The organism is Kitasatospora sp. NPDC058218, assembly GCF_042882445.1.
Taxonomy (GTDB): domain Bacteria; phylum Actinomycetota; class Actinomycetes; order Streptomycetales; family Streptomycetaceae; genus Kitasatospora.
The window spans coordinates 11,804-32,888 of record NZ_JBHVWC010000064.1 but is presented as its reverse complement, the minus strand read 5'-3'; the positions used below and the strand labels follow the sequence as shown (position 1 = coordinate 32,888).

The following is a 21,085-nucleotide window of genomic DNA, read 5'->3' as shown; positions in this document are numbered from 1 at the left end:
CTTGACAATCCAACAGAATCGCGCTCCTCTGGTAGTAGCGAACGGCGCAAGATAGACAATCGATGATTTATTGCGCCCTTCAGGGAGCTGGTCTATGTTGAGGCTCATGCGCGGCCTGAAATTGGGGCCGACCCGAGAGGTTCCGATGGATTCCCTAGCGGCCGCCACTTCCGAAATTCTGAGGTTGTGATTTCACGCCCTTCGTCGCACATTGAAGTAGCCGATCCTAAATTCCCAATTGCATCACCTCCACTCCCGGGCCGCCGAACGGCGAGCAATTTCGGTAATCATTTTGCCCAAGAGTGCGATGGCGGGATTTTGGATGGCCTGCCCTCAAGGGGGCTTGAAACCTCAATTCTATATTCAAAGGAGGATTCTCCGATGGCGTTAAACAATATGATCTCCATGGCCTGGCGAGGAATGGACGGCGATGAGCGAATTTGGGGAGCTGAATGGCGCCAAGCTGGGGGTCCGGGCGTTTGGCACGAACCTCGCGTGCTTGGCGCTGGCGCGTTCAATAGCACCCACGCTCCGTCGCTGGCCATCAGAAAGGCACCTGGCGGCGCTACCGGAGTCTTCATCATTTGGAAGGGCTCTGGAGATGATCAGGCAATCTATATGAGCACCCCTACAGGCGAGGTCGGCTTCAATCCTCGTGGACCGTCGCATGAGACCTTCCTGACGACTGGCCGGCCGGCACTCACTTTCATCGACAAATTCGCCATGATTGCCTGGCGCGCGCCTGGCAACGACGCAGTTCTCTGGTCGCTTCAAAATACCAACTTTCACTGGTCTGAACCTCAGCAGACTGGCGCACAGTCGAGCTGCGGACCTGCGGTGGCGACCCTCAATGGCACCATTTATATGGCGTGCAAGGCCCTGGCCGATGATCAGATCTGGTGGGCTCAATTCGCGAACGGGTCTTGGGGATTGACTTCTCCGCTTCCCGTCGACTCTGGGGCGGCTATGACAAGCGACACTCCAACCCTGGTCGCCGGAGAGGATAGCCTAACCATGGTGTGGAAGGGGAGCGGCTCCGACCCGACGATCTGGTGGTCTGAGTTCCGCCCGGGAGGAAACTGGACTACGCCCATCCAGTTGACGCCATCGGATGGGGCAATCCTCACAAGCAGTGGCCCCGCTTTGGCTACTCCGCTTGGCAATCCGGAGGTGATGTGGAAAGGTTCTGGAGATCAGTCAATCTGGTCCTCATCGGTCGACGGTGCGGCGTGGCAAATACCAGGTGTAATTCGCCCTGACATCAACTCTGCGGACAGTCCCGCAACAGTGACTGGCGACGTCCACGTGCTGTGACCGTCCATAAGCTCACGGACCTGATCGCCGAACGCCTCGCCGACGCCCAGGAGGCCGGCACCGTGTTGGAAGCCGCGACGGTCGGCGAGGTCGTCGCCCAGGCCGTCGCCGATGTCCGCGCCCGCCCCGACGTCCTTGCCGACGAGCTGGAGTCCGGCCCTGCCCCGGACGGCATCACCACCAAGGCGTGGCGCCGCCACGTCACCGCCAGCCGCGACCTGGTCGCCCAGCACCGCACGGCTCACCCTCGAGGTCGTCCCAGCCTGCGTCGCCGACGCCGGGCCGAGGACGTCCTCGCCGCCGTCGCCGACAACATCGGGATCACCGCCGAGGAGATCCTCGCCTGCCGCAGCTACGCGATCAGCGGGGACGTCCGGGCGATGGATGGCTGGTAGAACTCCAGGTCGGAGGGGGTCTTATAGATTCGCGGCCAGCTCCGAGGCGCCTCAATCGTGGCCCGATCTATGAAACCTGCGCAGGTCAGGGCCGTACAGCGCGGCCGCAACGGGTCAGATCCGCTTGTCCGGATCGGAGAACGTCAGGCCACCGCCAGCGGCAGTGAGCGGACCCTGAGCCAGGGCGGATGCGGACACTGTCCCACCGGGCGGCCGGCGGGAGTCCGCTCCCTGCCGCTGGCGGTGGCCGGCGCCCCAGACAGAGCGGACACGGGCCCGTCAACATCGCGCCCCGGGAAACCGCACCTTCGTGTGGACCGCGACCCGATCCCGCACCTATCGGCGCGTTCACCGCGACCATGACCCCCGTGAAGATCACCACCCATCGTCTGCCGCTGCGCGCGGCCGCGGGCATTCTCGGCGCCCTGCTCCTGGTCGGCTGCGGCGCAGCCACCCAATCCCCGGCCTCCCACGACTCGATGCTGACCAAAGCAGCCGGTGTGGGCACCATGTCGATCGTGTGCGCAGCGGATCTGTGGGACCGGACCCGACCGGACAAGCTCGAGAAGGTCGAGAAGCCCCCGGCGGAGGGAGAGCGCGGCGGCCGCGGGCTGGTACGGATCACGCTTACGGGTACCCAGCTGGTCGACTACCTCAAGGAACTCGACTTCCAAGCTCACCCCGGTTGGGCAAACGATCACCCTCACCACGACCAGCCGATGGCCAAGCGCGTCTACGACGTCCTCGCCCCGGCGGTCGCCAACGTGAAGAACGCCCGCGCCGCCAGCGATCCGGCGCCCGAGGTCCTGATCGACGACACCCTGGCGACCACCGCCCCGTAGCCGTCGGCGACCGCCAACCGGCGATCCAGTCGTCGCTTCTGCCGCCCGCCTACGACTCGCCGGCCCACCGTCAGGGGCGGGCCGGCGAAGTCGTCCTACAGGAGGGCACGCAGTTCGGCGGCGAGATGTCCGGGGTGGGCGCGGGGATCGGAGAGGTCGAGGTCGGCGCTGCCGGTGTAATGGACGCCAGGGTTCCCCGTCCCGGTCCAAGGTGATGTCGCAGCCACAGCCGTCCTGGCTGTCGCCCTGTTCGCCGGGGCCGTGGCGCTGGTTGAGCTGGACGTAGTCGACGACGATGAGCTTGATGCTGTGCTGGGTTCAGGCGTCGTGCTTGAGGGCCAGTCCCTGATACCTCCTGGCCTTCGGGATCGCATGGACGGTGACATCATCGGGCATGGCGAGGGTGTGATCGATTGGCGCCAGGGGCTTGAGCTTCTGGCTGCCGCACCAGGCCGTGTAGGCCGCGTACAGCGTCTCGACGCTGACGCTGTACGCAACGGGGTGTTCACCCGCTCCGGGCCGTCGGCACTGCTCCTGGATGAAGCGGTCGTTCGCGTTGACCGCGTCTTGGTACTTCTTCGCCAGCTCGAGCACCCGGTCGGCATGCTGACCGGCCTCGATCACGGCGTCGTTCAGCAACCTGGTCACGAACTTGGCCATGAACTCCGCCTCGAACAAGCTTCGGTGCACTGTGAGCGAGACCGCCCCAAGGCGGTGCACCGGGACCTCGGGGGTCCCGCCGAGCCTGACGATGCCGCCTCGCAGCAGCATGGCGATGTCCCGGAAGGCGCGGAGGGCTTCCACCTCGTCGGTGCCTCGGCCGAGGTTGTTGATGTAGGCGCTGAGTCCCTGGACGAGCGGGTGGTGGATCTCGCCCGAGCCGGGTGCTGTGGTAGCAGGCTCGCTGTCGTGGTCTGTCCGGGTGCTGGTGACGGCCGCCGGGTCGGTGGTGGCTGGCTCGCTGGCGAGGGCCGTGTCCGCGCGTTCGCGGCGCAGCATCTCCCGGAGTCGGTCCTCCTCGAACTCGCCTTGGCAGTGTTTGCCGTCGACGCAGCCTTTGGTACCGCAGCCGTGCGGGTCGAGTACCCGAAGGGTTCGTTCCCCGAGTTGGGCGAGGAGCCTGCGGGCATCAGCGGCGTCCAGGTGGCCGACTGTGACTAGGTCCAGGAGCTCGAGGACAGCGGGCACCTCGACGAGTGCGCCCCAGCCGGGAAGGTGCTCTCGTCCTGGTGGGCAGTTCTGGCCCAGGTGGCCGCCCTGCACGCAGATGTCGCGGATGGAGTGGTCACCCAGGTTCAGGTTGGCGTGCACGTGGACTCCTCGGTGAGCATGGGGTGGTGCTACGCCAGGTTGGGGTCGAGCAGCGCTGCTCGGACTGCTTCGGCCAGTTTGGCGGGGTGCGCGGCCACCAGCGGGATGTATCCCAGGTCCACCCGCGCTGCGGGCTCGGCCGGGTAGTTGTCGAGGAACCACTCCTCGTCGAAGAAGCCCAGCCGCCATACCCGCCCGTCGTGGGTGAGTGGGAGATAGGCCTGATGCTGCGGATCGTCGGCGTCCTCGTGGACGTCGATCGTGCTGCCAGGGACCACGAGGTCGGGAAGGTGGCTGGCGATCTGGTGCAGGGCTTCGACGTACGTCTCGGGCATCCGGATCCGCATCGGCAGTGCGGAGACCTTGGTGAACAGGTGGTCGGCGTTCTGCGGGGACGGCTCCAGCTTGAACAGATCCAGGGCCACGGCCGGTGGCGCGTCCGGCTCGTCGTAGGCGCGTTCGAGTTCAGCGGTTTCGCTGCGGCTCTCCATGGCGTCGAGTACGCCCAGCAGGTTGCGCTTCGCCTGGGCGACGTGGTGCTCGACGGCGAGCAGGGCAGCGGCAACGGCGCCCGCCTGCTCGGTGGTGTGGAGGGACCAGCCGGAGGTCAGCGCCTTGGCGAGCTCTTCGGCGCTGGCCACGGCCTCGGCGGCGAGCCAGGCGGTGGCTTCCGGACGCATCCCGACCCGCTCGGTCACGTCGTCGAGGGCGCAGCCGTTGAAGGTCTCGCCCAGCTCTTCCAGCAGTGGCCGCCAGCCCCGCTCTGCGGTGGCATCACTCATGAACGTTCCCTTCACCGGTCGTAATTGACGCCCGCCATCCTGCCGGGCCGGCAGCCGAGGGTGGGAATGAACCGGCCTTCTTTCACCCCCACCGGTTGTCCGCGGCGGCCGGCGGTCCGTGCCGCAGCATTGGGCCTACAACAGGGCCCTGAGTTCGGTGGCGAGGTGGCCGGGACCGGCAGCCAGCCCCTAGCGCGCGGTCTGGTGACCGCCTGGTGGTGTGCCAGCCGCCGATCAGTTGCGCCGAGGAAGCTCTAGATCGTCTTCTGCGGGGCGAGCGTGGCCCCGCCCGCCCCGGGGGCGCGGGCGGGACTGTTCGGCGCCGTGAAGGGCGCTCTGAGGCTCGCTCGGGGTCAGAGCGCTGCATCGGGGAGGAAGCCCGCTGCAGCGAAGGCTCGCGCTGCTTCCGCGAGCTCGATCGGGTCGACCGGCCCGAGCTCCTGCTCGGTGCGACAGTCGGGGCACAGACCGTCAGCCGGCCCCGTGCCGTACGAGTTGTAACCGCAGCCGTCGGTGACGCACCACCACTTCGCCCGACCCTCGCCCGAACCGGCGGCCTGCGGCGGAATCACACCGTCTCCGGACCGCCGAGCCCGACGGAAGTCTGCCTGCCGCTCCGGGCACAACCGGCACGGCGCCTTCGTGTCCACGTCCGTACCGTCCTCGCACCGCGGATGCGAGCACTCCGGAGCCTTCAGCAGCTCCACCGCGATCCCGACCCCGGAGCGCAGCGGCTCACCCGCCATCGCGCTGCGGCACTTCTCCTCCCAGCGGTGCTGAATCCACCGCCGCCCGATCCGTTCCACCAGCTGTTCCGGCGTCCGCCCGCGCAGCTGCTCCCGGATCAGGTCGCCGAGCGGCCTGGCCGGCACCTTGACGGGCAGCGGCCGCTCCGCGAGCCGGCGTAGGTCGGCGGGCAGCGCGTCCACTACGGTCCGGAACGCAGCAGCGGTGCTCTTGTTCATCCGGGCGGGGCTTGTCTTTCGAGGCGCGGCGGAGCCGCTTCGCATCGCGCGCGCGCTACTACCTGTAGATGCCCTACGGGCGTCAGGGGCGCTAACGCGCCCATCGGGCGCAGCGTCATTCGTGTTGTTAGTGGTTGCTGTAGTTACACCCCCCGTTTCGGGGGTCACGTGTACCCCGGTTTCGGGGGTCACGTCTCCCCCCGTTTCGGGGTACACGCCCTGACCTGCGGTTTTGTCGGATTTAACGTGTCCGTCGTCCTGATTGCACGCCGCACCGTCCTGTGCCCCCGTTTCGGGGGAAGCGGCCTGACCTGCGGTTTTGTTGGATTTAACGGCGCGCGCGGCGGCAGCGGTGGTCCGTTCGGCCTCCAGCGCCGGGCCCAGCGTCGCGTAGAACTCGCCGAGGGTCAGAGGGCCGCCGGCGTAGCCGGGCGGAGGGTTGCGCCGCAGTCGGTAGACGTTGCGCTTCTGCGGGCCGCTGCTGTCCGGCACGGAGACCACGATCACCGCGCCGATCGCTACCAGTTCCTTGAGGAACGGGTCGATCTTGTCGCCGCGCGAGTACTGCATCAGGTACGCCAGGGCGTCCTTCGACGGCCAGACGTACCGGTCCCCCCGCTTGAGGTTCAGGTGCATCGCCATGAACCAGTACAGGGCCATCGCCCGCGGACTGACGCCGGACAGCGCCACCCAGGAACCGAGCTGGGCGAACGGGAGCTCGTCCTCAGCCTCGATCTCGAACGTCCCCTCCTCCTGCTCGGCCTCACGGACCTGTTCCAGCAACTTCGCCATCCACGGGGGGATGGCGACCTCCGCGAGCTTCGGCTTCTCCAGACTCATCGGGTCACCGTCGATCCGGCGACGACGGCCAGAAGTAGCCCGGCCTGGCCGACCGGAGGGTTGATGGGGCGGCCCTGGTCATGGGTGTGGTTCTGCATGCCCATAGAGGCCGGAAATCCGGGCGCGGTGTGACATGCGGCGGCCGGGACGTTGCGGCGGGCCCGCTGAGGCCGGCTGGGCCGGTGGGTGCTCACATCAGCGGTGGGGGCTGCAGGCCGGGCCGGAGTGACACGGTGGTGGCGTTGCGTGACGGGGTGGGGCACGGGGGCGCTACCTCTCGGGTGGAGCGCCGTCACGAGGCGGTCAGCAGGAGGAGTGGTCCACCTGGGGGAGTGACGGGTGTCTCTCGCCGGTGGACGGGTATGCCTGGTACCGTCGTGACGATGCAGTTCTGGAAGCGATAGCGGCCCAATCTTGGCGGATGGGGGCCGCTTTCGCGTTTCTGGAGTTGCGTGGTGCCCAGGGGCACCAGGCGAGCCTAGCCCTGTACAGAGCGGGTCCAAGCAGTTTAGAGGCGTGTCTCTGTCTTACTAGCCATCAGATCGGCGGCGGCACGCGCCACCATCGCTTCAACGGGCTGGACGGATCACCCTGCTGTCGAACCCGCTGTCTCGAAGCCTCTCGTAGGCGCCGATGGCCTCGGCAGGGACCTCCTGGTCGATGATGAACCCCTTCTTCGGGTACTCGACCAGACGCTGCAGAGTTCCAACCAGCATGTCTACGACAGTCTTGACACTTCCGATCCTGTCCACGTATTCGCTCAGCGTCACCGGTTCAGAAGTGCACACCACATCTACCTCTGGCCACGTCTTCATTGCGGTGGCGAGACTCCGACGCTGTTCGTACGGCTTCGAGACGAGCAGGATGGAAGTGACTGATGCACCGGCAGCTTGCAGAACCTCGCGCGAAAGCCGGAAGTTCTCGGCGGTGTTGGTTGCGTGCGTCTCCAAGAGGATCGATGAGCGGGGAACCCCGAGCGATACGGCATGCTCCGCGTAGTGGACCGCCTCCCCACGAGGGAAGCGCTTCACGGTGGTGGGGCTGTTGGCTCCGCTGAAGACGATGAGCGGTGCCATCTTCTCGAAGTAGAGCTGTGCGGAGTGTGTGGCCACGCCAAGGTCGTGGCTGCCCAGACCGATGATCACCGAGCACGGTCGGATCGTGTGGTGAAGCTGGTGGTAGTCCCACAGCAGCTTCGCATCGTCCCAGGCGTCCTGGGAGATGTCCGTGCGCGTACCCATCATCACCTGGCCTGCTTGTCTGCCGGGCTGGTGAACGCATCCCGGACTGTGGTCGCGGGTGCGTCCAAAGCGGAGGCGATCTCTTCCCAGGAACATCCCTGTTCTACCGCGGCCTGGACGAGCAGACGCTGTTCTTGCAGGACCTTCTGAGTGATCGCGACCCCAAGCGCCAGAGCCGCAAGGGAGTCTGCTGGGGTCGTGGAACCGAGGTCCTGCCGGCGACCGAGCGCACGCGCGAGGTGAGTGTCTCGGCGGTGAGCCATCGAGATGAGTGCGGCGGGCGGCACGTCGGCAGGCGTTGCGATGTGTGCCGTGTCGATGGCAAGCGGGCGGCCTTCACTGGGCATGCGAGTCTCCTGATGCAGAGTCTGGGATGAGGAAGTTGTACTCCCACGAGAAGCGGCTGGCCGTGTGCACGCCGACCGCGTACTCGATCACAGTGCCGTCCGCGGTGTAAGTCGTTCGGTGGAGCACCATGACGGGCTCCCCTGTAGGCAGTTCGAGCTCCGCAGATTCGGCCGGCGTCGGCATCCGCGCGTAGAGCTCCTCGGTCATCTGGTGCGGTTCCAGACCCAGTTCAAGGAACACTCCGAAACCGCCGCCTTTGCCTGCCGGGCCCGGGGTGGGGTCCTCCAACCGCGTGCCCTCGACATGCTGCACCTTGTAGTAGCTGGTCAGCGTGTGCGTAGCGACTCCCGCCTCCTTGACCAGGCGGGCCCGACTGACGACCTCGGTACCTTCAGGTACGCCGAGTCCCGCCGCAACGGCTCGGGACGCTGGTAGACGGGAAACCACCTGCGTCTGGTCGTTCCGGTTGTACTCGCGGCCGCTGGCGACCCGGTCCGCGATGAAGGCTACTTCGCCGCGGTCGCGCCATTTGGCTTTGTCGTACCGCTGGATGCCGAGGCGCTTCAGTGGGAGCTGTTTACGCGCGTACACGCCGCCGCCCTGACGGCTCGTGACGACGCCGGCGGACTTCAGGCGCAGAACGGCCTGACGCACCGTCTCTGCCGTGACGCCGTAGCGCGCGACGAGCTGCTTGGTTGTCGGCAACTTCTCGCCGGGGGCGATGTCGCCCGAGTCGATGGCAGCCCGCAGGTCGTCGGCGATCCGTTGGGATGCCGGGCGCGGGTCGGGCGGTGTGGTCATGGCGCCAGGTTAGCTCACTTTCGGCAGTTCACCAGTGACCCCGGGACGACTTCACTTGTGAAAATCTTCAGACTTCACCAGTGAAGCCCTTGACTCGACTGAGGGTTGCTGCGTACCTTCATTCCGTGACGAACTTCACCAGTGAAGTTGGTGAAGTTCGCTGCGCAACACGGAACCGCAGGTAGTCGCCGCCCACAGTTCGGGTGCCGGGTAGCTCCACCAAACCCATGCGACTGCCTCGCAGCAGTGCCGATGCGCTGTCCGCTCCCCAGGGCGCCGGATTCCCGTGCGGCCTGGCGGGCGGAGAGAGCACCGCAACGCGGCCCTCACCTCCCTCCGCACAGACGAGGAGCGCCTGATGACCACCTCGATCGCGATCCCCACCGCCCGGCAGCGCAACCGCCGAACCCGCACGACCAACGTCTCCTCCCAGCCGGCGCTCCTGGTGTCGGAGCTCCCGCTCAACTCGGTGGAGCTCACGCACCGCGCCGAGCACCTGGCCTGCCCGGCCTGCAAGACGTGGTGCCCGCTGACCCTGAACAAGGGCAGCCGGGAGTGGAAGCTCGTCCCGCATCACACCGCAGCGGCCGGCACCCCCGGCGCCCGCCGCTGCAGCAACTCCAACCGGCTGGTTGTTATCGACATCTCGCTGGTCCGCTGGCAGGAGCAGCGGGTCGAGGCCAGCGCCGACGTCGCCGCCCGGCGGCCGACCAAGGTGTTGAAGAAGGTGACGGCCCCGCTGCCCAAGGCGATTCACCAGCTCGACCCCGCCGCGCCGACCGCCGACACCGCCCACGCCGCCTACGTCGAGCACCGCAGCCGCTGCGCGGCCTGCACCGACCTGACGAAGCGCTGCCCCGACGGCCTGCGTCTGGGCGCCGCGTACCTCGAGCTGCTGCGTCAGGAACCCGAGCGGCGCGCGGCCCAGGCCCGCGCGGAGAAGGAGCAGCGGATCGCCGAGCGCGACCAGGTCGAGCAGCAGCTGCAGCGCCGTACGAAGGGGTGGGCCGACACCGAGCAGGCGGTCACCGAGGCCAACCAGGTTCGCCAGGACTCCCTGGTCGGTGCCCGGCCCCCGATCCAGGGCGCGGCGGTGCCGGTCGGGGCCCGGCCGATCGCGGCGCCCCGCAGTTCGGAGGCGGTGCTCGCGCTGAGCCCCGTCCGGAAGAAGCGCAGCGTGGCCTGACCGGCAGCACCCCGGGCCCGTCCCGGTTCCAGAACTGAATCAGCACCCAGCTGCGGCGGCCCGGATCTCTCCGGGTCGCCGCTTCGCATCCCTGGAGGTTCTCGTGCGTTACGCCACCATCTCCCGCGAGCTGCTCCCGCTGCTCATCCGGGCGCTCACCACGCCGGAGCCCCGCCCGGCTGCCACCGCCACCGCCACCGTCGACCGGCCGCGTACCCCGACCGAGGACAGGCTGGTCGACGCCGCGAGCCCGCTGCGGGGCGGGCCGCGTCACCCCTTCCGCTGGCCGATGCTCTACGCCACCGGCACCCCGGCCCCGGTCCACGCCGCCGCCTGACCGGTGTCTCTCCTGCGACGCTGCCCGTCGCCTCCGCCCCGAGCCGGTGCGGAGACGGCGGGGGGACGGCAGGAGCCGCCCACCGAAATGCCGACGGCCCCGGGATTGCGCCCCGAGGCCGTCATCGTCGCCTAGTAGGAGGCAACGACCTTGCTGAACAACATCATCGCACGACCCGCCAGCGCCGACGGCGACAGCGACCCGAACATGGACGAGGCGCTGCGCCGGGCCCGCCAAGGCGGAGGCAAGCGGTGAAGGCCTTCGACGCTGCGGTCTGCCGCAGCTTCATCGGCGGGGGAACGCCCGTCCCGCCGCCGCCCGCGAAGCCGAAGGGCGGCAAGCGATGACCGCCACCACCTTCGGCACCGGCACCGCGCCCGGACTGACCACCCAGGAGCCGATCCTCCCCGCGCCGCGCCCGGGCCTCTACCTCACGGCCCGGCCCGGCGGGATCACCGCCCACCTGACCGCCGACCAGCACACCGTGCAGACCGTACGCGCCCTGGCCCTCACCGTCCTGGTCGCCCACGGCGTCGACCTGGACACCGCCGAGTCCGCGCAGCTGGTCCTGTCCGAGCTGCTCGGCAACGCGGTCCGGGCCTGCGGACCGCATACCCCGCTGGTCGTCGAGGTCTACCGCTCCCGGGGGACCGACGCGATCGTCTCCGTCCACGACCCGCTCGCCGACACCGCCCCGCGCCGCACCAGCACCCCCGCGGACAGCGATGACGCCGAGTCCGGCCGCGGCCTGACCCTGATCGACATCCTCGCCCCCGGCTGGACCGTCCAGCCCTCGCCGATCGGCAAGGCGATCCACTGCCGCGTCCGCGCGGCCGGCTGACCAACCCCCTCCCGCGCCCGCCCCGCCCCGGACTCCGGTCCCGGGGCGCAGCGGGCGCCCCTCGACGCTCCCTGCCGGAGGCCACCCATGAAGCACCGCGCCCGCACCTTCTCCCCCGCCCGCACCGCGTACTACGACGCCGCCAGCTATCGCCGGTGGGTCGCCCGCCAGATCGGCCCGCGCGCCGTCGGCGGCTACTACCGCAGTGCCCACTCCGACGTCGTCTACGAGGTCCTGGCGGTCGAGCCGGGCCCGCTTCCGGGCTGGCCGGTCTGGAAGATCACCGTTCGCCAGCTCGGTGAGAGCCGCAGCTACTGGCACTGCACCGCCTGGGACGAGCGGGACCAGGTCGTCGCCGAGCCCGGCGAGCAGGCCCTCAAGTTCTGGGCCGAGCACACGCTGGCCCACCCCGCTGACGGCGGCACGCTCCTGGAGCAGCGCCACCTCCTGGACGAGGCCGCCCACCCTGGCACCGTCGCCGCGCTCCACCAGCTCGCCCTCACCGCCCGGCTCCCCCAGGCCGCCTGAGCACACCGACCGCACAGAAGAAGAAGGAGAACGTCATGGACTGGCGCCACCGCGCGGTGTGCCGCGACGAGGACCCCGAGCTGTTCTTCCCGATCGGCAACACCGGTCCGGCCCTGCTGCAGATCGAGGAGGCCAAGGCCGTGTGCCGCCGCTGCCCGGTCATGGAGCACTGCCTCCAGTGGGCCCTGGAGACCGGTGAGGACGCCGGCGTCTGGGGCGGCATGAGCGAGGACGAGCGGCGCGCGATGAAGCGCCGCGCCGCCCGCAACCGCAGCCGCACCGACTGACCCCGCCACCTCACCGGACCGGAAGGAACACCCCGATGCTGACCATCACTACCACCACCCGGGTCGACGCGCTGGGCCACCGCGCGGCCCAGGCCGAGACCACCCTCGCCAGTCACCACAGCACTCCCCTTCAGGAGCAGTACGAGGGCCGTGTGCTCTCGCTCGTCATCCGCGACCTGGCCTCGGTCGCTCCGGCCGCCGGCGAGGGCACGGTGATGGAGATCGTCGCCGACGTCTGGTGCCAGGCCGAGGAGCACCTCGCGCGGGCCGGCCGTACCGGCTGGGCCCACATCTCGTGGTTCGTTCAGAACGCCACCGCCTCCTTCGCCCGCCGCCAGCCGATGGCGGGGTGCTGAGATGCCGCAGCCGCTCGACATGGCGAACATCGCCGCGCTGAACCAGATCACCGAGCTCCACAAGGCCGAGGCCGCCCGCGCGGCCGCGGCTGCCGAGGCGGCCCGGCAGCAGGCCGAGCAGCTCCGCCAGCAGCAGGCGGGGGGCCGGTGATGGGGTTCCGTTCCTTCCTGGGCCTCGGCTCCAGCAACTCCTCCGGCTCCAGCGACTCCGGCTCGTCCGGACCGGCGGCCCGTACCAGCGGGATGTCGACCACCGGCTGGCACCCCTACGACCCGGCCACCGCCCAGCGTCACCACCGCGAGGCGCAGGTCTCGCTCCCGGAGGCGACGTACACCCCGGACGGCCAGCGGGTGGCCTCGCCCGACCCGTACAACCAGCCGGGCGCCCCGACCGCGCGCAACTTCGGCCGTCCGCACTCGTCGGGCGGGGGTGCGCGGTGACGATCACCCACCTCTTCCGCAGCTTCGCCGGGGGCGGCACCCCGGTCCCGCCCAAGCCCCCCACCCCGACGGGTGGTGGCCGGTGACCGCCGAGGAAGCACAGCGCCAGCAGCAGGACGAGCAGCTCCGAAGGGCCCGCGAGGCGTACGCCAGGGCCCAGGCCGCGAAGGCCGGCGGCTCCGGCAAGTAGCCGCCTCCCTCCCCTCTCTCGCAGTTCGGCAGTCTCCCGCCGCCTGCCTCTCGGAACCGTCCTGGCATGCCCATGCCGGAACGGCGCCGTGAGTGGTGCGGCGGGCCCGCCAGGGCCCACCACCAGCCACGACTCCCCTGCTCCACCGATCCAGGAGGTACCGCCATGTCCCGCACACTCACCGGCCGCCGCCAGGCCGAGACCGTCGCCCAGATCACCGGCGCGACGTCGACCTGGGCCTGGGTCGCCGAGGCGTCCGGCCGCGAGCGCACCCGCCGCGCCACCGTCCGACGCATCGCCCGCCTGACCGGCACCGAGCCGGTCCGCTGGGACGGGGAGATCAGCGACGCGGACTGGACGGTCGTGCTGTCCGCCGGCGCCGACGCGCTGCTCGCCCACGCCGCCGACGAAGAGGCGGCCTTCGCGCTCGACCTGGTCGCCGCCGCCGAGGAAATCGCCGCCGAGGCCGCCGCCGCGACCGACACCGTCATCGAGCGCACCACCGTCCTGCCGGACGCCCCGGCGCCCGGCCGACACGTCGCCGCGGCCGCGACCAGCAACGAGCGCACCCCGCACGAGCAGGCGCAGGTCGAGACGTGGTCGCCGTGGCACAACGGCCCGCGCTGGTCCGAGACCCGCCGGGCCCTCTCCGGCCCGCGTCCCGTCCGGGACTAGCCACCCGACGTACCGCCGGCTCCACCCGTCGGCCCGCACCCGGGCCCCGCACCGCCGTCAGGCCGTGTCCCGGCCCGGTTGCCGCCTCCCGCCACCACCTCGGGCACCGCGCGAGTGGTGGCGGCAGGGAGCACCCGGACGGTCCTGGGCTCCAGGAAGGGACACCACATGAACACCGAGCGCACCACCGAGCAGGCCGGCACCGCCGGGCACGCCACCACGACGGTCACGAACAGCATCACGGGCCAGGTCCACGGCCAGGTCGTCCAGGCCGGTGACGTCACCCTCACCCAGACCGGCGGCATCGCCTCCGTGACCGGCTCGATCGGCACCTACATCGCCAACGCGGGCCCCGCCCGCGACCACTGACACCCCGCCCGGGGCCCCGGACCATCCGCGGCCCCGGGCCCCCGCCCCCCTTTCCTTTGACGAGGTGACCCATGCCCGACCTGGACACCATCCTCACGTTCCTCGCCCTGCTCTTCTTCGCCGCCGACGCCGTGGTCGTGATCCTGGGCGTGCGCCTGCTGCTCGGCCGGCGGTCGCGATGACCACCACCGACGACACCTACGCGGACGCCGAGATCATCGAGGGCGAGCTCCTCGACCCCGAACCCCAGCCCGCACCCCCGCCGCCGACCACGGACGCCCCGTACTGGTACGAGAACCTCGGCCCGTACGTCCCGCGGCCCGGCGAGCCCGGCCCCACCGCCTGGCCCTACGGCACCGCCTGGCCCGGCGCCACACCCGGCAGCTATCCGGCGCCCGTTCCCGGGCCGCGCCCGGCCGGTCCCGCCGGCGGCTACCCGCCGCCGCCCCCGCCGATGCCGCCGGCGGCTCCCGACTACGGGACACCGGTCGGCTTCTACGGGGAGGAGCCGCCGACCGGACCGGGGACGGGGAAGAAGCCGCACCGCGGGGCCGCCGAACCCGGCACCGGCACCGGCACCGGCACCGGCACCGTCTACACCGTCGTGCAGCCGGCCCCGTACCCCCACGGGTACGAGTGGCCCCGCCCCGCCCCGTCCTTCCCGCCGGCACCGCCGTGCAGCCCGTGCCGACCTGGCAGCCTCCCCTACTGCGGCGGCTGCGCCGCCAACCCGGGCGGCCCGGTGCCGGTCGAGCTGGTCGCCCCGCAGCCGGTCCCGGTGATGCTGGTCGCCCCGCCCGCCGAGCCCGAGCCGTTCTGGGACTTCTCCTGGCTCCAGCTGGGCGCCAACGCCACCGCCGCCGCCCTGGCCGCCGTCCCGGCCTGGCTGCTCCACCACTACCAGCCGGCCCTGACCGGCAACTACGGCGTCGACGCCGCCGTGGCCGTCGCGCTGCTGTGGGGCGGCAGGCCCGCCCTGCGCTCCCTGGCCCTGGCCGGCGCCGCCTACTACGCCTGCCACTGGTTCCACGTCCCCGCCGTCACCACCGCCGCCGTCGAGCTGGTTGCCATCGCGCTGCCGCTCCACGGCGCCAGGCGGCCCACGCTCTCCCCGCTGCGCCGCGCCGCGGTGTGGTTCCCCATCCTGGCCGGCTGCCTGTCACTGCCGGCTCTCACCGACGCCATCACCTGGCTCACCACCGCGTTCACCGGAGGAAACTGATCATGGACGTCACCCTCGGCACCTACGCCGCCGTTTTCGGACTGACCGGCTGGCAGCTCGCCCGCACCTACGGCATCCCGATCCCCAAGATCGGCGGCAAGGGCGGCGGCAACTTCGGCCGCAGCGGCAGCGCCGACCACACCCAGCTGGTCCCCTACGCCATCGGCACCGGCTTCGGCACCCTGTGCGGGCTGTGCGCCGGCGGCATCCTCGGCGCCCTGGGCTGGCTCGGTTACAAGGCCGGCGCGTGGGGCGGGCAGCTGTCCCTGTGGGGCAGCACCGGCGCCGACTCCGCCACCCAGTTCCACGGCGCCGACCCCGTGCCGGTCGGCGGCGGCGGCGCGCTGTTGCTGTTCGTGGTCGCCGTCGTGCTGGCCGGGGCCCGCAAGTCCGCCAAGGGCTCGGCGGGCTCGGGTGGCACGGCCTCGGGCCTGGACAAGTGGAAGGTCAGGTTGGGCTTCGTCAACGGCTCCGCGCTGGCGGCGGTCCCGCTGGTCACCTACTACGCCAACGAGGGCCTGTCCAAGGGCGGCCAGGTCGTCCTGGACGCCCTGAACCACGTCGCCTCCAGCCGCTGAGCACCCACACAAGAAGGGGGACCCGCCCGTGAGTATCGACCTGCATGTGGAGCCGGTCGAGGACGAGATCCTCGACGGCGAGCTCCTGGACGACGACGACCCGGGCCCGCGCCCGGCCGAGCCGGAGCCGTGGTGGCGGCGCCAGCGCGACCACGTCCCGGCCGGCCTGCGCGTGCTGGCCGCCGAACGCTCGGCCTGGCTGTTCGTCACCGAGGAGCACCTGACGGACCGGGCGGTCGCCCTGCACATCCTCAACGACCGCCACCGGGTGTGGGAGACGGCCCGCGCTACGGAGCACACCACCCTGGCCGGGCGCGCCAAGCAGGAGCTCGCCGCCGCCAACACCTCGGGCGCCGCGGCCCAGGCCCAGGGCATCACCCCGGCCGGCCACACCGCGGCCAAGCGCGCCGAGCTGGCCGCCCGCACCGCCGCCGCCCAGTGGGAGCAGCAGGCGGCGGCGCTGCTGACCCTCACCTACACGGGGCACGCGCCGGTGACCCCCGGGGAGATCCACGACCACCGCCGGCGCATGTCCCACCGGCGCCGGGTGCGCCTGGCGCTCATGGTGCTGGGCACCTACGGGCTCCCCGGCCTGCTCGGCGGCCTGCCCACGCTCACGGTGGAGGGCGCGGCCACCGGCGCGGCGGTGGTCCTGGCCGCCTGGGGCAAAAGCACCATCCCCCGGTGGCGATCCGCTCGCCGTGCCGAACCCGACCTGGCCTACCCACTGCCCGACGGCGGCCAGGTGATCGCCCTCACCCAGCAGCCGGCCGGGAACACCCCGGCCGGCCCGGCCGCCCAGACGACCCCGCCCGGACAGGCCGGCCCCGGCCCCGGACCGCTCTTCCCCGGCGACACCGGCAAGCCGGTCCCGATCCGCATCGCCGCCGACGACCCGACCACGGCCGCCGAGTGCCTGCGCCGTGCCCTGGTCGACGAAGGCCTGGCGATCGGCGCCGTCACCGACACCACCCGCGAGAAGTGGGGCTGGAAGGCGACCGCCCACCTCACCAAGGGCAAGCCCGCCGCCCTCGTGCTGCGCCTGCCGGAGCTCGACGTCGCCCTCGGCGTCCGCGCAGGCGGCGTGATGGCCCAGCCACAGATGGCCGCCGCCGGATCCGTGGTGCTGCGCGTTCTGCTGGGCGACCCGTTCGACCCGATGCCGCCCCACCCGGTCTACGCCCCGCGCTCGAACAGCATCCTCAAGCCGTTCTCGCTCGGCCCGTCCATGGACGGCACACCCACCGAAGTCACCATCGCCGGGCAGAACATCATGGTCATCGCCGTGCCCGGCGGCGGGAAGTCGGCGATCGTGCGCTCGCTCGCCGACTACATCACCAGCTGCACCGACGCGATCGTGGTGGACGTCGACCCCACCGGCCGGGGCCTGGGCCCGCTGCGCCGCCTGGCCGCGATGACCGCCTACGACGAGGAGCGGATCGACGCCGTCCTGGACTGGGCGATCCGCGAGGCGGAGATCCGCACCGAGCAGATGGGCGACGACGTCGACAACTGGCAGGTGACCGACGACGCCCCGGCGATCTTCGTCATCGTGGACGAGCACCCGCAGCTGACCAAGCAGCAGAAGGCCAAGGTCATCAAGCTGGGGCGGATCGGCCGCAAGGCGCGCGCGACCGTGGTCCTGCTCTCGCAGGACGCGACCAGCGACGTCGTCGGCGACGCCATCGCCGACGTCTTCGGCATCCGGATCATGCTGCCGTGCCGCAAGGCGGACGTCCCGCTCGTGGTCGGCTCCGACACCGCGATCTCCGAGGGCTGGATGCCGCACCGTCTGGTCCCCAGCCCCGGCGACTGGGACCTCGCCGACGCCGGCGCCTTCTACATCATCGCCCCCGGCCTGCGGGACCCGATCCTGCGCAAGTCCACCTTCCTCAAGGCCGAGACCGCCACGCTCCGTACACAGGAGCGGCTCGCCGCGGGCACCGTCACCATCACGCCGGAGCCCGCCGAGAAGGGCGACGACGAGGAAGTGCCGCCGGTGCTGGTGACGATCCGGGAGGCGTTCGAGCAGGCCGGTGACCCCGACTTCCTCCCCACCGATCAGGTGCTGGACCACCTCGCCACCACCTCAGACGAGTGGCGGCAGTGGGACGAGAGCGAGCCGGAGCACCGCCGCCGGGAGTTCAAGAAGAAGGTCGCCCGGGACCTCAAGAAGGCCGGTGTCCCTCTGCTCAAGACTGTCCGTCGGTTCGACCTCGACAGCAAGAATCCCCCGTCCGGCTACTGGCTGCGCGACGTCGAGGAGGCGTTCACCGCCCTGCCCGACTAACACGCAGCGTAGCCACACCGTGCTCCCACTGATCGGTGTGGTGATCCGTGGCTGATCTGTGCTGATCCGTGCCGGACACGGATCAGCCACGGATCGGCACGGATCGCCCACGGGTCACCAAACGGATCGTGAGCTGCGGAAACAGATCACACGGATCAGATCCGCCCACCCCCCGCAAACGGCCCCGACACCGCCTGTCGGGGCCGTTTCCATACCCGGCCGCCCACCACCGCCGGGACCCCCGCCCGGCCGCCACGGCCGCCACGCACCGTCACCGACAGACAGGAGCCTGCCGCCCATGTCCCCGGCCCGCACCACCACCCCGCGCCGCCCCCGCGCCGCCAAGAAGACCACCGCCAAGGCCCCCTCCACCGTCCCCGAGCCCCGCCCACACACTCCCGCCGGCACCTCACCGAAGACCCCGGCCGAGGTCCCCGCGACCTTCGCGGCTCGGCCGGCCGCCGACCCGGTCCGGGCCGACGCCGCCGACCGCGCCGCCGACGTCCTGGCCATCGCCGAGGACCAGGCGCTCGCCGTGCTGGAGCGCGCAGCCGAGGCCGCCGGCCGCGAGCTGGCCACCGCCACCCAGTGGGCGAGCGAGGCCGCGCAGCTCCGCGCGGGCGCCGCCGACCAGGCCCAGACGGTCACGGAGCGTGCCGACCGCGAGGCGGGGAAGGTCCTCGCCGACGCCCGTCGCACGGCCGACCGGATCCTCACCGACGCCGCCCACACCGCCGACCAGGCCGAGGTGATCCTCGCCGACGCCGAGCTCGGCGCCCAGGAACTCCACGACGCCGCCCTCGCCGACGCGGCCAGGACCCGCACCGGGGCCGAGGGAAAGGCCGGGACCCTGACCGCCGAGGCCGAGCAGCGCGCGGAGACGATCCTCGCCGACGCGCGGGCGCGGACCACCACCCTGCTCGCCGACACCGAACAGACCGCAGCCGCCATCACCCAGGCCGCCGAGGAGCAGGCCGAGGCATTGCGCAGCGAGGCGGCCGAGCAGGCCCGCCGCAGCGGCGCCCAGGCCGAGCAGCTGCTCACCGACGCCGAGCAGAAGGCCGGCGTCCTCACCCGCACCGCCGAGGAAGCGGCCGATCAGATCCGCAGCCAGGCGCACCGCGACGCCACCGAGCTGCGCACCCAGGCCGAGCGGCACGCGGCCAAGGTCCGTGAGGACGCCGCCGAGCAGGCCGACACCGTGCTCGCCGACGCTCGCACCCGGGCCGATGGGCTGCTCGCCGAGGTCCGTGAGCAGGCCGAGGAGCTGCGCCGCAGCGCGCAGGCCGACGCCGACCGGGTACGCGGTGAGGTCCGCCAGTTGCGCGAGGCTGCGGACCGGGAGATCGACCAGGCCACCGACGCGGCCCGTGAGGTCCGGGCCAAGGCGGCGGCCGAGGCCGACCAGGTGAGGGTCCAGGCCGCGAAGGAGGTGCGGCAGCAGCGGACCCAGACCGCCGCCGAGGCGGCCCTGCTGCTGGAGGAGGCGTCGAAGGACGCCGGCCGGATGCTTCGGGAGGCCGAGCAGGCGGTCACCGCGGCGAAGGCCGAGACGGCCGAGGCGCTGGAGAAGGCGCAGCAGCTGGAGGCCAAGGCGCAGGAGATGAAGCAGCTCGCGCTCCAGGAGCTGATCTCGGCCCGGGAGAAGCTGCGGCAGGCCACCAGCCGGACCGCGCGCAAGCTGGAGAAGCGCCGGCTCAAGCGCGAGGCGCGGGCCGCCGAGCGGGCCGGGCGCACCACACTCACCGGCCGGATGAAGGCGTTCGTCAAGGCCAACGCGCGGCGGCTGCTGGCGATCGTGCCGATCACCGCGCCGATGGCCGTCGCCTGGACCGGGCAGGCCGGCTTCGCCCACGACATCCTGGGCTGGGTCGTCCCGTTCACCATCCTGTTCGCCGCCGCGTGGGAGCTCAGCACCGCGTTCGTCGCGTGGATGTACCACGAGGCCCGGCAGAGCGGCGACAGCGGCACCCTGTACCGCGTCGCCACCTGGGTGTTCGCCATCGGCGCGGCCGTCATGAACTACTGGCACGCCTCGGCCACCGTCACCGGCCGCACGTGGGACCCCGTCGCGCTGAAGATGGTCGACCAGATCAGCTACTGGGAGCCCACCCCCAAGGCGGTGGCGTTCTCGGTGATGAGCATCACCGGCATGGTGCTGTGGGAGCTCTACGCCCGGTTGATCCACCGCAGCAAGCTCCGCGCGGACGGCAAGGTCGCCAAGTCGAGGCCGACGATCGGCCTGATCCGCTGGATCCGCTACCCCGCGCACTCCTTCACCGCGTGGTCGCTGGCGATCACGGACGAGTCGCTGTCCACGGTGGAGCTCGCCTGGACGGCCGCCGCGAACCACCGCGCGGCGGTTCGCCGAACCGGCCTCGGACCGGTTCGCCGGTTCGTCGCCGGGGCGATCGGCGTCGGCGACTGGGTGCCGCTGCGCGGTCTGCCCCGCGTCCCGAACTCCAGCCTCGCCATCGCGCTGACCGGTTCGCCGAACCCGGCCGCCGTCCCGCAGTTCGCCGTTCGCCTCACCCGCGCCGGTTCGCCGAACCGCAACCCGAACCGCCCCGGCGGTTCGGCGAACCACGTCCTGCCCGCAGCGCGTACCGGCGCACCGGGCGGGCGCCGCGAACTGGAAGCCTCGAACCGACCCGCGCCGTCCGGCGGACCGGCCCCGGCGGACCCCGAGCCGCGAACCGCCGCCGAGCAGGCACAGCCCGCCCCGGCCCCGGCCGGTTCGAACCGGCGCAGCGCCGCGCAGCAGGCCGCGGCCGAGCAGGTTCAGCAGGTTCTCGAACTGATCGAGACCCACGGCTACGACACGGTCGACCTCGACTTCGTCATGACGAACACCGGCATGAAGAAGACCACCGCGCACCACCGCCTCGCTGGCGCCCGCGAGGAGTTCGCGAACCGCGTCGGTGCCTGAGCGCGAACCGCGAACCA

General features: G+C 71.1%; 23 protein-coding genes. 17 read left to right on the top strand and 6 right to left on the bottom strand.

Annotated features, from left to right (window positions below):
* Positions 1-381: 381 nt before the first annotated feature.
* The 3 genes from ACFVYI_RS33220 to ACFVYI_RS33210 all read left to right on the top strand — a co-directional run bounded on the left by ACFVYI_RS33220 (position 382) and on the right by ACFVYI_RS33210 (position 2,551).
* Positions 382-1,314: a hypothetical protein gene (locus ACFVYI_RS33220; protein ID WP_387892466.1), complete on the top strand. Its 933-nt coding sequence runs from the start codon at positions 382-384 to the stop codon at positions 1,312-1,314.
* Entirely contained in the window at positions 1,311-1,709 is a 399-nt protein-coding gene (locus ACFVYI_RS33215) for a hypothetical protein (RefSeq protein WP_387892464.1), read from the top strand. The genes ACFVYI_RS33220 and ACFVYI_RS33215 overlap by 4 nt, the downstream gene beginning before the upstream one ends.
* Before the next feature lie 368 nt (positions 1,710-2,077).
* The gene (locus ACFVYI_RS33210; RefSeq protein WP_387892462.1) at positions 2,078-2,551 is read left to right on the top strand and encodes a hypothetical protein; all 474 of its coding nucleotides are present in this window, start codon (positions 2,078-2,080) and stop codon (positions 2,549-2,551) included.
* Between the two features lie 318 nt (positions 2,552-2,869).
* Here ACFVYI_RS33210 and ACFVYI_RS33205 read toward each other — a convergent pair whose 3' ends face one another.
* The 6 genes from ACFVYI_RS33205 to ACFVYI_RS33180 all read right to left on the bottom strand — a co-directional run bounded on the left by ACFVYI_RS33205 (position 2,870) and on the right by ACFVYI_RS33180 (position 8,839).
* Positions 2,870-3,862 (bottom strand): hypothetical protein, encoded by a 993-nt coding sequence (locus ACFVYI_RS33205; protein ID WP_387892460.1) that lies wholly within the window; start codon positions 3,860-3,862, stop codon positions 2,870-2,872.
* Positions 3,863-3,891: 29 nt separating this feature from the next.
* Positions 3,892-4,644: a hypothetical protein gene (locus ACFVYI_RS33200; protein ID WP_387892458.1), complete on the bottom strand. Its 753-nt coding sequence runs from the start codon at positions 4,642-4,644 to the stop codon at positions 3,892-3,894.
* 353 nt (positions 4,645-4,997) lie between these two features.
* Complete coding sequence (locus ACFVYI_RS33195) at positions 4,998-6,449, bottom strand: hypothetical protein (protein WP_387892456.1); 1,452 nt, start codon at positions 6,447-6,449, stop codon at positions 4,998-5,000.
* 569 nt (positions 6,450-7,018) lie between these two features.
* Entirely contained in the window at positions 7,019-7,693 is a 675-nt protein-coding gene (locus tag ACFVYI_RS33190; RefSeq protein ID WP_387892522.1) for a YdcF family protein, read from the bottom strand.
* Complete coding sequence (locus tag ACFVYI_RS33185; protein ID WP_387892454.1) at positions 7,693-8,037, bottom strand: hypothetical protein; 345 nt, start codon at positions 8,035-8,037, stop codon at positions 7,693-7,695. The genes ACFVYI_RS33190 and ACFVYI_RS33185 overlap by 1 nt, the downstream gene beginning before the upstream one ends.
* Positions 8,027-8,839, bottom strand: coding sequence for a GntR family transcriptional regulator (locus ACFVYI_RS33180; protein ID WP_387892452.1), 813 nt, complete (start codon positions 8,837-8,839; stop codon positions 8,027-8,029). Before ACFVYI_RS33180 ends, ACFVYI_RS33185 begins: the two co-directional genes overlap by 11 nt.
* Before the next feature lie 358 nt (positions 8,840-9,197).
* Here ACFVYI_RS33180 and ACFVYI_RS33175 point away from each other — a divergent pair, with 358 nt between their 5' ends.
* From ACFVYI_RS33175 to ACFVYI_RS33110, 14 genes are all read left to right on the top strand, one after another.
* Positions 9,198-10,025: a hypothetical protein gene (locus tag ACFVYI_RS33175; RefSeq protein ID WP_387892450.1), complete on the top strand. Its 828-nt coding sequence runs from the start codon at positions 9,198-9,200 to the stop codon at positions 10,023-10,025.
* 103 nt (positions 10,026-10,128) lie between these two features.
* Positions 10,129-10,362 carry a hypothetical protein gene (locus ACFVYI_RS33170; protein ID WP_387892448.1) on the top strand — a complete coding sequence of 78 codons (234 nt, stop codon included), beginning with the start codon at positions 10,129-10,131 and terminating at the stop codon, positions 10,360-10,362.
* 343 nt (positions 10,363-10,705) lie between these two features.
* Positions 10,706-11,203 (top strand): ATP-binding protein, encoded by a 498-nt coding sequence (locus ACFVYI_RS33165; protein ID WP_387892446.1) that lies wholly within the window; start codon positions 10,706-10,708, stop codon positions 11,201-11,203.
* 87 nt (positions 11,204-11,290) lie between these two features.
* A complete protein-coding gene (locus ACFVYI_RS33160; RefSeq protein WP_387892445.1) occupies positions 11,291-11,731 on the top strand; it encodes a hypothetical protein in 441 nt (146 codons plus the stop codon).
* Between the two features lie 35 nt (positions 11,732-11,766).
* Positions 11,767-12,018, top strand: coding sequence for a WhiB family transcriptional regulator (locus ACFVYI_RS33155; RefSeq protein WP_387892443.1), 252 nt, complete (start codon positions 11,767-11,769; stop codon positions 12,016-12,018).
* 35 nt (positions 12,019-12,053) lie between these two features.
* Positions 12,054-12,374: a hypothetical protein gene (locus tag ACFVYI_RS33150; protein WP_387892442.1), complete on the top strand. Its 321-nt coding sequence runs from the start codon at positions 12,054-12,056 to the stop codon at positions 12,372-12,374.
* 1 nt (position 12,375) lies between these two features.
* Entirely contained in the window at positions 12,376-12,525 is a 150-nt protein-coding gene (locus ACFVYI_RS33145) for a hypothetical protein (protein WP_387892440.1), read from the top strand.
* Positions 12,525-12,815, top strand: coding sequence for a hypothetical protein (locus ACFVYI_RS33140; RefSeq protein ID WP_387892439.1), 291 nt, complete (start codon positions 12,525-12,527; stop codon positions 12,813-12,815). Before ACFVYI_RS33145 ends, ACFVYI_RS33140 begins: the two co-directional genes overlap by 1 nt.
* A 355-nt stretch (positions 12,816-13,170) precedes the next feature.
* Entirely contained in the window at positions 13,171-13,680 is a 510-nt protein-coding gene (locus tag ACFVYI_RS33135) for a hypothetical protein (protein WP_387892437.1), read from the top strand.
* Positions 13,681-13,848: 168 nt separating this feature from the next.
* On the top strand, positions 13,849-14,049 hold the full coding sequence (locus tag ACFVYI_RS33130; RefSeq protein ID WP_387892436.1) for a hypothetical protein: 201 nt from the start codon (positions 13,849-13,851) through the stop codon (positions 14,047-14,049).
* 178 nt (positions 14,050-14,227) lie between these two features.
* A complete protein-coding gene (locus ACFVYI_RS33125; RefSeq protein ID WP_387892435.1) occupies positions 14,228-15,271 on the top strand; it encodes a hypothetical protein in 1,044 nt (347 codons plus the stop codon).
* A 2-nt stretch (positions 15,272-15,273) separates the two neighbouring features.
* Positions 15,274-15,849, top strand: coding sequence for a hypothetical protein (locus ACFVYI_RS33120; protein WP_387892434.1), 576 nt, complete (start codon positions 15,274-15,276; stop codon positions 15,847-15,849).
* 28 nt (positions 15,850-15,877) lie between these two features.
* Complete coding sequence (locus ACFVYI_RS33115; RefSeq protein WP_387892433.1) at positions 15,878-18,139, top strand: hypothetical protein; 2,262 nt, start codon at positions 15,878-15,880, stop codon at positions 18,137-18,139.
* Between the two features lie 298 nt (positions 18,140-18,437).
* Entirely contained in the window at positions 18,438-21,068 is a 2,631-nt protein-coding gene (locus tag ACFVYI_RS33110) for a hypothetical protein (RefSeq protein ID WP_387892432.1), read from the top strand.
* Positions 21,069-21,085: the final 17 nt, after the last annotated feature.

Excerpts from the sequence above, each read along its gene's own strand:
- ACFVYI_RS33110 (WP_387892432.1), top strand. The coding sequence starts at position 18,438 with ATGTCCCCGGCCCGCACCACCACCCCGCGCCGCCCCCGCGCCGCCAAG.
- ACFVYI_RS33155 (WP_387892443.1), top strand. The coding sequence starts at position 11,767 with ATGGACTGGCGCCACCGCGCGGTGTGCCGCGACGAGGACCCCGAGCTG.
- ACFVYI_RS33165 (WP_387892446.1), top strand. The coding sequence starts at position 10,706 with ATGACCGCCACCACCTTCGGCACCGGCACCGCGCCCGGACTGACCACC.
- ACFVYI_RS33125 (WP_387892435.1), top strand. The coding sequence starts at position 14,228 with ATGACCACCACCGACGACACCTACGCGGACGCCGAGATCATCGAGGGC.
- ACFVYI_RS33190 (WP_387892522.1), bottom strand. The coding sequence starts at position 7,693 with ATGATGGGTACGCGCACGGACATCTCCCAGGACGCCTGGGACGATGCG.
- ACFVYI_RS33140 (WP_387892439.1), top strand. The coding sequence starts at position 12,525 with ATGGGGTTCCGTTCCTTCCTGGGCCTCGGCTCCAGCAACTCCTCCGGC.
- ACFVYI_RS33130 (WP_387892436.1), top strand. The coding sequence starts at position 13,849 with ATGAACACCGAGCGCACCACCGAGCAGGCCGGCACCGCCGGGCACGCC.
- ACFVYI_RS33200 (WP_387892458.1), bottom strand. The coding sequence starts at position 4,644 with ATGAGTGATGCCACCGCAGAGCGGGGCTGGCGGCCACTGCTGGAAGAG.
- ACFVYI_RS33175 (WP_387892450.1), top strand. The coding sequence starts at position 9,198 with ATGACCACCTCGATCGCGATCCCCACCGCCCGGCAGCGCAACCGCCGA.
- ACFVYI_RS33160 (WP_387892445.1), top strand. The coding sequence starts at position 11,291 with ATGAAGCACCGCGCCCGCACCTTCTCCCCCGCCCGCACCGCGTACTAC.
- ACFVYI_RS33185 (WP_387892454.1), bottom strand. The coding sequence starts at position 8,037 with ATGCCCAGTGAAGGCCGCCCGCTTGCCATCGACACGGCACACATCGCA.
- ACFVYI_RS33180 (WP_387892452.1), bottom strand. The coding sequence starts at position 8,839 with ATGACCACACCGCCCGACCCGCGCCCGGCATCCCAACGGATCGCCGAC.
- ACFVYI_RS33150 (WP_387892442.1), top strand. The coding sequence starts at position 12,054 with ATGCTGACCATCACTACCACCACCCGGGTCGACGCGCTGGGCCACCGC.
- ACFVYI_RS33145 (WP_387892440.1), top strand. The coding sequence starts at position 12,376 with ATGCCGCAGCCGCTCGACATGGCGAACATCGCCGCGCTGAACCAGATC.
- ACFVYI_RS33135 (WP_387892437.1), top strand. The coding sequence starts at position 13,171 with ATGTCCCGCACACTCACCGGCCGCCGCCAGGCCGAGACCGTCGCCCAG.
- ACFVYI_RS33195 (WP_387892456.1), bottom strand. The coding sequence starts at position 6,449 with ATGAGTCTGGAGAAGCCGAAGCTCGCGGAGGTCGCCATCCCCCCGTGG.
- ACFVYI_RS33120 (WP_387892434.1), top strand. The coding sequence starts at position 15,274 with ATGGACGTCACCCTCGGCACCTACGCCGCCGTTTTCGGACTGACCGGC.
- ACFVYI_RS33220 (WP_387892466.1), top strand. The coding sequence starts at position 382 with ATGGCGTTAAACAATATGATCTCCATGGCCTGGCGAGGAATGGACGGC.